General features: G+C 62.9%; 15 protein-coding genes. 5 read left to right on the top strand and 10 right to left on the bottom strand.

The genetic code is table 11. The features are described from left to right. The first annotated feature begins 81 nt into the window (after positions 1-81). Both AC1DX6_RS10645 and AC1DX6_RS10650 read left to right on the top strand, forming a co-directional pair. Positions 82-543, top strand: coding sequence for a MaoC family dehydratase (locus tag AC1DX6_RS10645; protein ID WP_477312943.1), 462 nt, complete (start codon positions 82-84; stop codon positions 541-543). Continuing rightward, the gene (locus AC1DX6_RS10650; protein ID WP_477312945.1) at positions 540-1010 is read left to right on the top strand and encodes a MaoC family dehydratase; all 471 of its coding nucleotides are present in this window, start codon (positions 540-542) and stop codon (positions 1008-1010) included. Before AC1DX6_RS10645 ends, AC1DX6_RS10650 begins: the two co-directional genes overlap by 4 nt. Positions 1011-1179: 169 nt before the next feature. Here the strand turns inward: AC1DX6_RS10650 and AC1DX6_RS10655 are convergent, their stop codons facing one another. The 5 genes from AC1DX6_RS10655 to petA all read right to left on the bottom strand — a co-directional run bounded on the left by AC1DX6_RS10655 (position 1180) and on the right by petA (position 5593). Further along, a complete protein-coding gene (locus AC1DX6_RS10655; RefSeq protein ID WP_013529989.1) occupies positions 1180-1725 on the bottom strand; it encodes an adenine phosphoribosyltransferase in 546 nt (181 codons plus the stop codon). Positions 1726-1940: 215 nt separating this feature from the next. Then, on the bottom strand, positions 1941-2636 hold the full coding sequence (locus AC1DX6_RS10660; protein ID WP_477312947.1) for an acid phosphatase: 696 nt from the start codon (positions 2634-2636) through the stop codon (positions 1941-1943). Positions 2637-2775: 139 nt separating this feature from the next. Next, positions 2776-3648 carry a cytochrome c1 gene (locus AC1DX6_RS10665; RefSeq protein WP_477312949.1) on the bottom strand — a complete coding sequence of 291 codons (873 nt, stop codon included), beginning with the start codon at positions 3646-3648 and terminating at the stop codon, positions 2776-2778. A gap of 27 nt (positions 3649-3675) precedes the next feature. After that, positions 3676-5016, bottom strand: a complete 1341-nt coding sequence (locus tag AC1DX6_RS10670; protein ID WP_477312951.1) for a cytochrome b — start codon at positions 5014-5016, stop codon at positions 3676-3678. Between the two features lie 16 nt (positions 5017-5032). Then, on the bottom strand, positions 5033-5593 hold the full coding sequence (gene petA / locus AC1DX6_RS10675) for a ubiquinol-cytochrome c reductase iron-sulfur subunit (RefSeq protein WP_477312953.1): 561 nt from the start codon (positions 5591-5593) through the stop codon (positions 5033-5035). A gap of 313 nt (positions 5594-5906) precedes the next feature. Between petA and AC1DX6_RS10680 the strand changes: the two genes are divergently transcribed. Next, positions 5907-6251: a cupin domain-containing protein gene (locus AC1DX6_RS10680; RefSeq protein WP_477312955.1), complete on the top strand. Its 345-nt coding sequence runs from the start codon at positions 5907-5909 to the stop codon at positions 6249-6251. A 47-nt stretch (positions 6252-6298) separates the two neighbouring features. On the opposite strand, the gene AC1DX6_RS10685 is transcribed toward AC1DX6_RS10680, so the two are convergent. Genes AC1DX6_RS10685 through AC1DX6_RS10700 form a run of 4 tightly spaced genes read right to left on the bottom strand, consistent with a single transcriptional unit; the run spans position 6299 to position 10942 of the window. Then, the gene (locus AC1DX6_RS10685; protein ID WP_477272813.1) at positions 6299-6610 is read right to left on the bottom strand and encodes a DUF6665 family protein; all 312 of its coding nucleotides are present in this window, start codon (positions 6608-6610) and stop codon (positions 6299-6301) included. Positions 6611-6619: 9 nt separating this feature from the next. Further along, positions 6620-8503 carry an ABC transporter ATP-binding protein gene (locus tag AC1DX6_RS10690; RefSeq protein ID WP_477312957.1) on the bottom strand — a complete coding sequence of 628 codons (1884 nt, stop codon included), beginning with the start codon at positions 8501-8503 and terminating at the stop codon, positions 6620-6622. Between the two features lie 10 nt (positions 8504-8513). Continuing rightward, positions 8514-10394 (bottom strand): ABC transporter ATP-binding protein, encoded by a 1881-nt coding sequence (locus AC1DX6_RS10695; protein WP_477312959.1) that lies wholly within the window; start codon positions 10392-10394, stop codon positions 8514-8516. 32 nt (positions 10395-10426) lie between these two features. Beyond that, entirely contained in the window at positions 10427-10942 is a 516-nt protein-coding gene (locus tag AC1DX6_RS10700) for a hypothetical protein (RefSeq protein ID WP_477312961.1), read from the bottom strand. Between the two features lie 280 nt (positions 10943-11222). On the opposite strand from AC1DX6_RS10700, the gene AC1DX6_RS10705 reads away from it, so the two are divergent. Next, entirely contained in the window at positions 11223-11681 is a 459-nt protein-coding gene (locus AC1DX6_RS10705) for a tRNA (cytidine(34)-2'-O)-methyltransferase (RefSeq protein WP_477312963.1), read from the top strand. A 164-nt stretch (positions 11682-11845) separates the two neighbouring features. Continuing rightward, the gene (gene soxR, locus AC1DX6_RS10710) at positions 11846-12319 is read left to right on the top strand and encodes a redox-sensitive transcriptional activator SoxR (RefSeq protein ID WP_477312965.1); all 474 of its coding nucleotides are present in this window, start codon (positions 11846-11848) and stop codon (positions 12317-12319) included. A gap of 101 nt (positions 12320-12420) precedes the next feature. On the opposite strand, the gene AC1DX6_RS10715 is transcribed toward soxR, so the two are convergent. Further along, positions 12421-12678 (bottom strand): hypothetical protein, encoded by a 258-nt coding sequence (locus AC1DX6_RS10715; RefSeq protein WP_292311022.1) that lies wholly within the window; start codon positions 12676-12678, stop codon positions 12421-12423.

The raw sequence follows: 12678 nt of genomic DNA on the forward strand, positions 1-12678 counted from the left end.
TCGCTTGACCAAACGCCGTCAGGCCTGCATCCGGGAACCCCGATCCGTGGCGATCGTACAATATTGAACCGGATTCGGATGATGACCGGAAAGACCTGGGCCTACGAGGATTTCACCGAGGGCGCGTCGCTCGACCTCGGCAAGAAGCTGGTAAGTGCGGCCGAGATCATCGAATTCGCGCAGGAATTCGATGCACAGCCGATGCATCTCGACGAGGCCGCGGGCAAGGCAAGCCTGCTTGGCGGGCTGGCGGCTTCCGGCTGGCATACCTGCGCGATGTTCATGCGCATGCTGTGCGACGCCTTCCTGCTCGACTCGACCTCGCAAGGGGCGCCCGGCGTCGACCAGGTCAAATGGAAGAAGCCGGTGCTGGCCGGCGACACGCTCACCGGCCACGCCACCGTGCTCGCCAAACGCATTTCCAGATCGAAGCCGCAGATAGGCCTGATCACCATGCGCAGCGAACTGTTCAACCAGCGCGGCGAGAGCGTCTTCGAATTCGAAAACACCTGCATGTTCCTCACCCGTGAGGCCAGCACATGACGCTGGACGAGTACTTTCGCATCGGCGTCACCGTCACGCTCGGTTCGCATAGATTCGAACCCGAGGCGATCAAGGCGTTCGCCCGCAAATACGATCCGCAGGTCTTTCATGTCGACGAGGAAGCGGCAAAGAACAGCGTGCTTGGCGGCCTCTGCGCCTCGGGCTGGCACACCGCAGCCACCTGGATGAAATACAATCTTGAAACCCGCATGGATGCCGAAGGCATCAACTGGACCGGCCCCGGCCCGTTGCCCGAATTCGGCCCCTCGCCCGGCTTCAAGAACCTGAAATGGCTGAAGCCTGTCTATGCCGGCGAAACCGTCACCTTCAGCCGCACCGCACTTTCCCATCGCCCCATTGCCTCGCGCCCCGGCTGGCGGATGCTGGCGCTGCGCGCGGAAGCCTTCGGTTCGACCGGCGACAAGGTGCTGGAGTTTGAGAGCGCGGTGCTGGTGAAGGCGGGGTGAGTTTCTTCCTTCTCCCCATTCACGGGGAGAAGGTGCCCGAAGGGCGGATGAGGGGCGGCACCAACGTTAGCGTCTTATCCTCGACCGAAGCACCTTACCCCTCACCCTGCTCCGCTCGCTTCGCTCCCTCCGCTTTCCCTCTCCCCGTAAACGGGGCGAGGGAGAAGAGCTAATGCCCTTCAAACCCAATCAGCGTCCGCACCGGCACGCCGAGCGCTTCCAGCTTGGCACGCCCGCCGAGGTCCGGCAGGTCGATGACAAAGCAGGCGGCAAGGATGTCGGCGCCGATCTGCCTGAGCAGCTTCACCGCAGCCTCCGCCGTGCCGCCGGTGGCGATCAAATCGTCGACGAGGATCACCTTCTCGCCGGGTGCAACACCGTCCTTGTGCATCTCCATCTCGTCCAGCCCGTATTCCAGGCTGTAGGCGACGCGCACCGTCTCGTAGGGCAACTTGCCTTTCTTGCGGATGGGCACGAAGCCGGCCGATAGCTGGTGGGCGACGGCGCCGCCAAGGATGAAGCCCCGCGCCTCGATGCCGGCGATCTTGTCGATCTTCTGGCCGGCATAGGGATGCACCAGTTCGTCGATGGCGCGACGGAAGGCGCGCGCATTGCCGAGCAAAGTGGTGATGTCACGAAACAGGATACCGGGCTTCGGATAATCCGGAATGGTGCGGATCGCGGCGAGCAGCGTGTCTTCAAGGGACGATTTCATCAGGCGGCTCTCCGGGGATTGGTCGTCCAGATTCGGCAGTAGGACGTTGGCCGATCGTAACCCGGCTAGGCCAAGGACGGCTACCGCGATGTGTCGCCTGGCAAAAAATTGTCTGGCAAAGGATCGGTTCGCTTCGTGGCAGTGGCCGCACTAAAAAAGGGCGCCCGGGGCGCCCTTTTTCGTGTGCCGGCTGCCTTTTTTGAGCAGGACGGTCGTCACATGCCAAGGTCGGAGCGGAGCTCGGACCTTGCCACTTCGTATTCGGCCTTGAAATCGGGGCGGCTGAGCAGGATGGCGGCAATGACGCTGCCGGAAATCTTGCCCACCTCGATATCGGACGGATAGTGGATGCCGCCGACCTCACGGTTGTGGGCATATTCGGCCGCGCGCGCCATGATCTCGGCGCGCTTTTCCGGAACCATGTCGGAAAGGATGATGCCCATCATCGTGCCGACGGTCGCATGGCCGGACGGCCAGGAGCCGGAACTCGACAGCTTGACCACGGGCTTGACCAGATCGCTCAGCTGATGCGGTCGCGGGCGCTTCCAGACATCCTTGGCCGGGTCGACGACCGCGCCTTCGGTGGCAACGACGCGATCGAAGAAGGCGCTGAACTTCGGCAGCGTTTCCTTGTTGAACTTTGGTCCCATGACATCGGCGAAGCGCCAGACGTCCTCCTGGGCATCGGCGATGGCCCGGGCTTCCATTTCAGGGGTGCGCGTCACCTGCAGCGTCAGCACCTCGCCCAACTCGGCTTTCGTCTGGGCGGAATCGTTTGCCGGCGGCGGTGGCAGGATCATCGTCAGGTCGATGTCCTTGTTGGTGACGAAGGGTGCCGCGTCCTCGGCATAGGCCGTGGAGCCGACGACAAGCAGCAGAAGGCCTGCTGCCAGCGATGCATATTTTTTCATGGGTGCGATCCTTTGATGAGGGCGGCTCAGCATCACCGAAAGCGGTGACGGCCATGTGACACAGCCGGTGTTCTCACCTGCTCCAGAATGCAGAAAGGGCGCCTTTCGGCGCCCTCGCATTTTCGAATGCCTGCAGCGCTCAGTGCGCCACGCCTTCCCAGACCTTGCGCTTGGTCAGGTAGACCAGGGCGCCGAACAGCAGCAGGAACACCAGCACGCGGAAACCGGTCTTCTTGCGGTCTTCCATGTGCGGCTCGGCCGCCCACATCAGGAAAGCCGACACGTCGCGGGAATACTGGTCGACGGTCTGCGGCGAGCCGTCGTCATAGGTCACCTGGCCGTCGGAGAGCGGCTTCGGCATCTTCAGCGACACGCCGGACATGAAGTACGGATTGTAGTGCGTGCCCTCCGGAATCACCATGCCGGCCGGCGGCTGCTCGTCATAGCCGGTCAGCAGCGAGTGGATGTAGTCGGGACCGCCCTGGGCGTACTGGGTGAAGATATCGAAGACGAAGCGCGGAAAGCCGCGCTCGACGCCACGCGCCTTGGCCAGCAGCGACATATCGGGCGGCGCGGCGCCGCCATTGGCGGCAGCGGCGGCCTCGACGTTGGCGAACGGCGCCGTGAAATGGTCGGACGGCTTGCCCGGGCGGTCGAACATGTCACCGGCATCGTTGGGGCCGTCATGGATGGTGTATTCGGCGGCAAAGGACTTCACCTGCGCCTCCGAATAACCGAGCCCTTCCAGCGTCCGGAAGGCCACCAGGTTCATCGAATGGCAGGCCGAACAGACTTCCTTGTAGACCTTCAGGCCGCGCTGCAGCTGCGCCTTGTCATAGGTGCCGAACGGACCGGCGAAGCTCCAGTCCATCTCCTTCGGCTCATCGATCGGGAAATGCGTCGGCGCGGCAGCGTTGTGTGCCTCTTCGGCGGCGATTGCCCCCGTGCTTGCAACTCCGACACCGGTGGCCACAAGGCCGACCAGCGCCAGCGAGGTGAGAATCTTCTTCATGCCAAATCCCCTTAGATTCTCTACCGCTCAGCCCTTGGTTTCCGGCGCGGCCGTGGCGCCCGTCGGATGGCCGCTGCCGCCCTTGTTCTTCTCGAGCACCGCCTCGGTGATCGAATTGGGCAGCCTTCGCGGCGTCTCGATCAGCCCCAGCACCGGCAGCGCGACCAGGAAGAAGGCGAAGTAGAACAGTGTCGCCGCTTGAGCGTAGCCAACGTAGTTGCCCACGAATTCACCTATCAGGAGAGTCATCAGACCGCCGCCTTCCGCCGGCTGCGAGCCAAGCCAGCCAAGCAGGATGGCATCGGCCACGAACAGCCAGAAGAACAACTTGTACCAGGGCCGGTAAACCGCCGAGCGCACCTTCGAGGTGTCGAGCCACGGCACCAGGAACAGCATGACGATGGCGCCGAACATGCACAGCACGCCGCCGAGCTTGGAATTGATCGGCCCGATGTTGAAGGTGATGGCGCGCAGGATCGCGTAGAAAGGCAGGAAGTACCATTCCGGCACGATGTGGGCAGGCGTCTTCAGCGGGTTGGCGATCGTGTAATTGTCGGGATGGCCGAGAAAGTTCGGCAGGTAAAAGACGAAATAGGCGAAGACGAAAAGGAACACGATCATGCCGAACGCGTCCTTGATGGTCGCGTAAGGGGTGAAGGCGACGGTGTCGGTCTTTGACTTGACCTCGATGCCGGTCGGGTTCGACTGCCCGACCACATGCAGCGCCCAGACGTGCAGCACGACGACGCCGGCAATCATGAACGGCAGCAGATAGTGCAGTGCAAAGAAGCGGTTCAGCGTCGGATTATCGACGGCAAAGCCCCCGAGCAGCAGCTGCTGGATCCAGTCGCCGACCAGCGGAATGGCGCTGAAGAAGCCGGTGATGACGGTGGCGCCCCAGAAGCTCATCTGGCCCCAGGGCAGCACATAGCCCATGAAGCCCGTCGCCATCATCAACAGGTAGATGATGCAGCCGAGGATCCACAGCAACTCGCGCGGCGCCTTGTAGGAGCCGTAGTAAAGGCCACGGAAGATGTGGATGTAGACGGCGACGAAGAAGAACGAGGCGCCGTTGGAATGGAGATAGCGCAACAGCCATCCCGAATTCACGTCGCGCATGATCTTCTCGACCGAATCGAAGGCGAGATTGGTGTCGGCCGTGTAATGCATGGCCAGCACGATGCCGGTCAGGATCTGCGCCACCAGCATGATCGCCAGGATGCCGCCGAAGGTCCAGGCATAGTTGAGGTTGCGCGGCACCGGATAGGCTATGAAGCTGTCATAGACCATGCGCGGCAGCGGCATGCGGGCGTCGAACCAGCGTTCGATACCGGTCTTGGGCGTATAGGTCGAGTGTCCCTCGCTCATCGAAATATCCCCTGCCTCAACCGATAAGGATCTTGGTATCGGAAATGAACTTGAATACCGGCACCGCCATGTTCTCCGGCGCCGGACCTTTGCGGATGCGGCCGGCCGTATCGTATTGCGAGCCGTGGCACGGGCAGAACCAGCCGCCGAAATCGCCTTCCTGGCCGAGCGGAATGCAGCCGAGATGGGTGCAGACCTGAACCATCACCATCCAGGCTTCCTTGCCCGGCGTGGTGCGGTTGGCATCGGTCGCCGGCGCATCGGCCGGCAGATTGGCATTGCGGGCGATCGGATCCTTGAGGTCGCCCAGATTGACCGCCTCGCCGTCCTTCATCTCCTGTTCGGTGCGGTTGCGCACCACGACTGGCTTGCCGCGCCATTTGACAATCAGCGACATGCCCGGTGTCAGCGAGGAGACGTCGACCTCGACCGAGGCAAGCGCCAGCGTCGAGGCGTCCGGGCGCATCTGGTCGATGAACGGCCAGGCGACGGCACCCGCGCCGACCACTGCTGCCATGCCGGTGGCGACGTAAAGAAAATCACGACGGTTGGGATCCTGGGTGTCGGTTGCGCTCACGGGTGCCTGATCCTTTCGCCTCTTCCGTGCCGGTGGTCGAGCCTTGTTCCCCGCTCATTCACGCCAACCCGACAGCGCATGGCGAACAGGCTAGCGAATTCCTCCGGCATTTGGACTTCGGTTTATGCGTGAAGCCCGTTTTTGTCCAGCGGGGTGGAGACACAAGGGCAGATTGTCGCGGGGGCGCAATCCGGCGTCGGATGGGGTGGCACTGGACACTGTTCGGCCCCGGCCAAACCGCCTTATATCGACGGCAGATCAGGGGTCGGCGTTTGCCTCGACAACAGACGCGGGCGCGTTCTATCCTCCGCTCATGGCACACGTCATAGACCGCGACACATGGGCTGTTCGCTCCGACGGCTGGAAGGGCGAGCTGCAATGCGGCGCCTACGGCTCCAACTCCTGCCTGATCTTCAATTATCTGCCTGAAGTCGGTGGTGGCCCGCGGCTGCACACGCATCCCTATGCAGAGATCTTCATCATCCGTCAGGGCACCGGCCTGTTCACCGTCGGCGACAAGGAGGTCGAGGCATCCGCCGGCCAGATCCTGATCGTGCCGCCCAACACGCCGCACAAATTCACCAATCTCGGCCCAGGCCCGCTGGAAACAACCGACATTCACGAGAACGGCAGTTTTATCACTGAGTGGCTGGAATGATGCCTGCCGGGGCAGCCTGAGGCGGGCTGAACCACATCTCGTCCAGCTTAGCTGGCGCCGAGCCTGACCAGCACCGCCCTTGGAATGTCGTACTCGCGGATCACCGACTCATGCCTGCGCAAACCGCAGAGTTCGCGCTGGATGAAATAGGCGTGGACGGCCGCGGCAGCTTCCTTCAGGAGCCGGGCGCGATGGTCGTCCTCGCTATTCTCGCGCAGCTTCTTCAGCGTTTCCTCGACGCGCTGGCCGGTGCGGCCAAGTGCGGCGGCCTTTTCGGCCAGGATCTCGTGGCCGAGCAGGTCGAGCGCGCTCTCTTGCGCGCTGCTTTGTCCAAAATTCGAGGGCATTCTGACCGACATGATCGCGTTCTACTCCGCCGGCCGCGTCTCTTCCAGCACGCTGTCCTCATGATAGAGAAACCCGCCGGACTGCCGCTTCCACAGCCGGGCATAGAGCCCGTCGAGCGCCACCAACTCGTCATGCGTGCCCTGTTCGACGATGCGGCCGCCGTCGAGCACCACCAGCCGGTCGAGTTCCGCGATGGTCGACAGCCGGTGCGCGATGGCGATGACCGTCTTGTTCTCCATCAACCTGGTCAAATTCTCCTGGATCGCTGCCTCGATGTCGGAATCGAGCGCCGAGGTCGCCTCGTCGAGCACCAGGATCGGCGCGTCCTTGAGGAAGACGCGGGCAATCGCCACGCGCTGGCGCTGCCCGCCAGACAGTTTTACGCCGCGTTCGCCGACAAAGGCCTCGTAGCCGGCACGGTCGCGGTTGTCGCGCAGGCCGAGGATGAAATCATGTGCCTCGGCCTTCTTCGCCGCCGCGATCACTTGCGCATCGCTCGCGTCCGGCATGCCGAGCTTGATGTTGTCGCGCAGGGAACGATGGAACAGCGCGGTATCCTGGCTGACGACGCCGATATTGGCGCGCAGCGAGTTCTGCGTCACCTCGGAAACATCCTGCCCGTCTATGGTGATCCGGCCGGCTTCGAGGTCGTAGAGGCGCAGGATGAGATTGACCAGCGTCGTCTTGCCGGCGCCGGACGGCCCGACCAGCCCGACCTTTTCGCCCGGCCGCACGACGAGGTCGATGCCATTGAGCACACCAAAGCCCTTGCCGTAGTGGAACTCGACATTTCTGACATCGATCCGCCCGCCGGCGACCACAAGCTCCTTCGCGCCCGGCGCATCGGTCAGCCCGAGCGGCTGCGAGATCAGCGCCTTGGAGTTTTCCAGCACGCCGAGGTTCCGCAATATGCCGTTGAGCTGCATCATCAGCCGTCCCAGCAGCATGTTGAGCCGCAACACCAATGACAGCGTGAAGGCGACGGCACCGACGGTGATCGAACCTTCGACCCAGAGATAGACGGCAAAACAGGCGATCGCGGTGATCATGATGCCCGACAGCGTCGTCAGCGCCATGCGCACACCGGTCAGCCGGCGGGTGAACGGCCGCAGCGCATCGAGATAGATATCAAAGCCGTTGCGGATGTAACGGTCGTCGCCGTCGGCCGAGAACAGTTTCAGCGTCTGCACGTTGGAGTAGGAATCGACGATGCGGCCATTGATCATCGAGCCGGCCTCGGCGGTTGCCTCGGCATGCTTGCGGATCGCCGGTACGTGAAACTTGGCCAGAAAGCCGAAGGCAACAATCCAGATCACCACCAGCCCAGCCAGCCTGAGGTCAAGGCCGGCGACCAGCGCCAGCGTCGTCATCGTGTAGACGAGCATGAACCAGACGACCTCGATGAAGCTTTCCATCAGGTCGCCGGTCGCCTGCCCCGCCTGCCAGACCTTGGTTGCGATGCGGCCGGCGAAATCGTTTTGGAAAAAGGCATAGGACTGGCGCGAGACATGCCGGTGCGCCTGCCAGCGCACCAGATTGTAGAATCCAGGCGTGATGGTCTGCTCGTCGACCAGCGCCGACAGGCCGACGACGATGGTGCGGATGACCAGCACCACGACGATCATGAAGATGAGTTCGGGGCCGGCGGCGGTCCACAAGGCATGCCAGCTGCGCTCGCCGGGAAGCTGGTCGAGAATATCGACCAGCCGCCCGACGAAATAGAACAGTCCGGCTTCGACCAGCGGCGCGATGCCGCCAATGACCAGCATGGCGAAGAAGGCGAACTTCGCCTGGCCGACATAGTGCCAGAGAAAACCGCCGACGCTGGCAGGTGGCCGAAGATTCGCCGGCTCCCGGAACGGATAGACCCAGTTCTCGAACCAGCGATAGACGGCTGTCATCATGCGGCGGCCATCATTCTGCGGCTTGCCCCTTGGCAACCGGATCGTTGGCGGCTTCGGCCGGGCCGTCATCAAGCAGGAAACCGCCCGACTGGCGCTGCCAGAGCTGCGCGTAGAGCCCGCCGCTGGCGACGAGTTCCTCGTGCGAACCCTCCTCGATGACCCGGCCCTTGTCCATGACGACGAGCCTGTCCATCGCGGCGATGGTCGACAGTCGGTGGGCAATGGCGATGACAGTCTTGCCCTGCATGAGCTTGTAGAGGTTCTCCTGGATGGCTGCCTCGGCCTCGGAATCGAGCGCCGACGTCGCCTCGTCGAGAATGAGGATCGGCGCGTCCTTCAGCATGACGCGGGCAATGGCGATGCGTTGCCGCTGGCCGCCGGACAATTTGACACCGCGGTCGCCGACATGAGCCTCGAAAGCTTTGCGGCCGCTGGCGTCCGAAAGCCCTGAGATGAAGTCCAGCGCCTCGGCGCGGCGCGCCGCCTCGACCAGCATCTCGTCGGAGGCGTCCGGCCGGCCGTAGAGGATGTTCTCCCGCACCGAACGATGCAGCAGCGAGGTGTCCTGCGTGACCATGCCGATCTGGGCGCGCAGCGAATCCTGCGTCACCGAGGCGATCTCCTGGCCGTCGATCAGGATCTTGCCCGCTTCGAGGTCGTAGAAACGCAGCAGCAAGTTGACCAGCGTCGACTTGCCGGCGCCGGAGCGGCCGACGATACCGACCTTCTCGCCCGGCTTCACCGTCAGCGACAGGCTCTCGATGACACCCTTCTGCTTGCCGTAGTGGAAGCGAATTTCGTCGAAGCGGATCTCGCCCTTGGTGACGGCAATATCCTTGGCGTCCGGCCTGTCTTCGACCAGGCGCGGCAGCGAGATCGAGCCTATGCCGTCCTGCACCGTGCCGATGTTCTCGAACAAGCTGGACATTTCCCACATGATCCATTGCGACATGCCCCAGAGCCGCAGCACGAGGCCGATGACCACGGCGACGGCGCCGATCGTCACCGCCTGGCCGAGCCACAGCCACAGCGAGATCGCGGTGACCGAAAACAGGAGCAGCGAATTCAGGACATAGAGCACGCCGTAGAGCTGCGTCACCAGCCGCATCGACTGGTAGACCGTGTCGAGAAAGCCGGCCATGCCTTCCCTGGCGAAGGACGCCTCGCGCCGTGCGTGGCTGAACAACTTGACCGTCTGGATGTTGGAGTAGCTGTCGACGACGCGGCCAGTCATGGTCGAACGCGCGTTGGCCTGCGCCTCGCCGACCTTGCCCAGCCGCGGAATGAAATAGCGCAACAGTCCGATATAGCCGACAAGCCAGACGACAAGCGGTGCCGCCAGCCGCCAGTCCGCGGAGCCGACAATGAACAGGATGCCAAGGAAATAGACGATGATATAGTTGAGCACGTCGATGAGCTTGATGACGCATTCGCGCACGGCAAGCGCCGTCTGCATCAGCTTGGTAGCGATGCGCCCGGCAAACTCGTCCTGATAGAAGGCCATCGACTGCTTGAGCAGGTAGCGATGCACCTGCCAGCGGATGCGCATCGGGTAGTTGCCCATCAGCGTTTGCTGGTTGAGCAGCGAGTGGAACCAGACCGTGCCCGGCAGCGCGAACAGCACGACGAAGGCCATGCCGGCGAGCTTCAAGCCCTCGGTCTGCAGGAAGGTCTCGCGGTTCTGCCCCGACAGCCAGTCGACGATCCGGCCGAGGAAGCCGAACATCCACACTTCCGCCAGGGCGATGGCCGTTACCAGCACCGCATCGAGCAGAATGTAGTGCCAGGCGCCGCGCGTATAATGCACGCAGAACGCAACCAGTGTCTTGGGCGGCTCGACCGGTTCCGCAGCGGGGAACGGGTCGAGCCTTCTTTCAAACCAGGCAAACATCGTCTTGATACTCTTCGATGGCTTGTGTGCGCTCACGCGGCGCGGGATCGCACGACTTCGACGCCAAACGGCTCGGAATCACCCGAGTCGCTGGCTTCGTTTCGCGCAATATAGGGTGTCGAACGCATTTCGCCGACAGGCTCGTTTGACGATCCTGACGCCGCCGTGTGCACGACGCGGATTTTCGCGCCCGGCCGGATCAGCCGGATGATCCGACGCACCAGCGACGGCCGGCTGTAGTCGGGAACGGCGCGCGAGAAATCGACATCCGGCAGCATGCCGCGATGCGGACGCCGGCGGGTCTCGGCGTGGACCGCCGACGAATAGGTTTCGCCGATCAGCAGCGCCCAGGTCGCCATCTTGCGCTCGTGCAGGTTTCTTGAGCCCGGTATTTTGCAGGGATCGAACATCGGTCCGTCCTCCATGTGAAAATAGAGATAAAAGGGTGAGTCAAACCCGGCCGCGGGCATGGCACCGGCGGCAGGGAGAACATCGGTCGAGGCGTGTTCAGGTGGGGCGTTCAGCCCCTTCGACAGCTTGAAAAACATCGCAGGATTCCTTCGAAGACCGAAAAAGGTTTCGGCTGGGAATCGGTGCGACTAAGTCTAAACGTTCAGGAGAATTGTCGTACCGAAACCGCCGGCAGGCAGGTAAGCCCACGAGAGGGGCGCTGGATGTGCATGGTCATGAATTTCCCCTCCATCGGTTCGGGTTGACAATGCTGGGCGTATAACCGATTTCGCAGAAAATGACCACCCGCAGGTCAAGGAATTTCCAAAACCTGGGGATGCGTGTGGCCGATCTGCCACTTATTAGAAGGACGCGGAAATGAACGATCGTCTCCGCATCGCGCTCTACCAACCGGATATCGCCGGCAACACCGGGACAATCCTGCGCTTCGCCGCTTGCCTCGGTCTCGGCGTCGATATCATCGAACCGGCCGGCTTCCCGCTGTCCGACCGGACGCTGAAACGGGCCGGCATGGACTACCTCGAAATGGCTGATCTGACCCGGCATGTCGACTGGCACGCCTTCGAGGACTGGCGCAGAGGAAGCGCGCGGCGGCTGGTGCTTTTGTCGACCAAAGCCGCGACCGCCTACACGGACTTCGCGTTCGGCAACGGCGATATCCTTCTGTTCGGCCGCGAATCCGCAGGCGTGCCGGATCCAGTCCACGAAGCCGCCGACGCGCGACTGACCATCCCGATACAGCCGAACACGCGAAGCATCAATGTCGCGCTTTCCGTCGCCATGGTGGCGGGCGAAGCGATCCGGCAGCTGCGATAGGATTTGCAGCCGATCGGCAGGCGCCGGCGCCTCGTTCCCGCCGGCAATAGCGCCCTCACCCGTCATTCTCACCCAGGCGCACATTGCCTTCTCCCGCGGTTTGCATCTCCAGGATTTCATCGCTACAAGCTCAACTTAACTTGAGGTCAAGCGGAAAATACAAAATGGCTCCGGTAGCGGAATTGACGGTCGGCCAGGTGGCCATGCGCAGCGGCGTCGCGGTGTCGGCGTTGCATTTTTACGAGGCACGCGGGCTGATCCGCAGCCACCGCACATCAGGCAACCAGCGCCGCTACGGCCGCGACGTGCTGAGGCGGGTGGCGATCATCCGGGTGGCGCAGGAGGTCGGCATCTCGCTGGCCGAGATTGCTGCGGCCCTTGAATCATTGCCGGAAGGCCGCACGCCGACGCGCGAGGACTGGAATCTGCTGTCGACCGCCTGGCGCGACAGTCTCGACCAGAAGATCGACCAGTTGAAGAAGCTGCGCGACGGGCTCACCGACTGCATCGGCTGCGGCTGCATGTCGATCGACAAATGCCCGTTGAGAAACAAGGGCGACCGGCTGGCAAAACAAGGCACAGGGGCGAGAAGGTTGGTGACTCTTCCTTCTCCACGTTTACGGGGAGAAGGTGCCTGAACGAAGTGAAGGCGGATGAGGGCAGCGCCAGCATGCGAAGGTTTGCGCCGCCCCTCACCTGCCTGCCGGCATCCTCTCCCCGTAAACGGGGCGAGGAAATCCTAATCCGCCGCCGGCAGCCGCCGGATGGTGAACTCGATGACGTCGCCTGGCCGTTCGAACCAGCTTTCGATCTCGGTCCAGTAGGCCTGCTTGGGAAAGCGCTCGAACCACTCCTTGGCCTTTAGCCGCGCGTCGGAGCGTGGCAGCACGAAGGTCTCGCGCAGGAAACCGTCGCGCGGCATGCGCTCGCGCTCGGCGCGCGAACGGTCGAGCCGTTTCTTCAGCCCATCCAGCGATGGTCTTGCCGGGGTGCGCAC

Source organism: Mesorhizobium sp. P2_C4, assembly GCF_056404575.1.

What these genes read in the sequence shown, in the direction of transcription:
- AC1DX6_RS10645 (WP_477312943.1), top strand. Translation starts at nt 82, where the DNA reads ATGACCGGAAAGACCTGGGCCTACGAGGATTTCACCGAGGGCGCGTCG.
- AC1DX6_RS10650 (WP_477312945.1), top strand. Translation starts at nt 540, where the DNA reads ATGACGCTGGACGAGTACTTTCGCATCGGCGTCACCGTCACGCTCGGT.
- AC1DX6_RS10655 (WP_013529989.1), bottom strand. Translation starts at nt 1,725, where the DNA reads ATGAAATCGTCCCTTGAAGACACGCTGCTCGCCGCGATCCGCACCATT.
- AC1DX6_RS10660 (WP_477312947.1), bottom strand. Translation starts at nt 2,636, where the DNA reads ATGAAAAAATATGCATCGCTGGCAGCAGGCCTTCTGCTGCTTGTCGTC.
- AC1DX6_RS10665 (WP_477312949.1), bottom strand. Translation starts at nt 3,648, where the DNA reads ATGAAGAAGATTCTCACCTCGCTGGCGCTGGTCGGCCTTGTGGCCACC.
- AC1DX6_RS10670 (WP_477312951.1), bottom strand. Translation starts at nt 5,016, where the DNA reads ATGAGCGAGGGACACTCGACCTATACGCCCAAGACCGGTATCGAACGC.
- AC1DX6_RS10680 (WP_477312955.1), top strand. Translation starts at nt 5,907, where the DNA reads ATGGCACACGTCATAGACCGCGACACATGGGCTGTTCGCTCCGACGGC.
- AC1DX6_RS10685 (WP_477272813.1), bottom strand. Translation starts at nt 6,610, where the DNA reads ATGTCGGTCAGAATGCCCTCGAATTTTGGACAAAGCAGCGCGCAAGAG.
- AC1DX6_RS10690 (WP_477312957.1), bottom strand. Translation starts at nt 8,503, where the DNA reads ATGATGACAGCCGTCTATCGCTGGTTCGAGAACTGGGTCTATCCGTTC.
- AC1DX6_RS10695 (WP_477312959.1), bottom strand. Translation starts at nt 10,394, where the DNA reads ATGTTTGCCTGGTTTGAAAGAAGGCTCGACCCGTTCCCCGCTGCGGAA.
- AC1DX6_RS10700 (WP_477312961.1), bottom strand. Translation starts at nt 10,942, where the DNA reads ATGTTTTTCAAGCTGTCGAAGGGGCTGAACGCCCCACCTGAACACGCC.
- AC1DX6_RS10705 (WP_477312963.1), top strand. Translation starts at nt 11,223, where the DNA reads ATGAACGATCGTCTCCGCATCGCGCTCTACCAACCGGATATCGCCGGC.
- soxR (WP_477312965.1), top strand. Translation starts at nt 11,846, where the DNA reads ATGGCTCCGGTAGCGGAATTGACGGTCGGCCAGGTGGCCATGCGCAGC.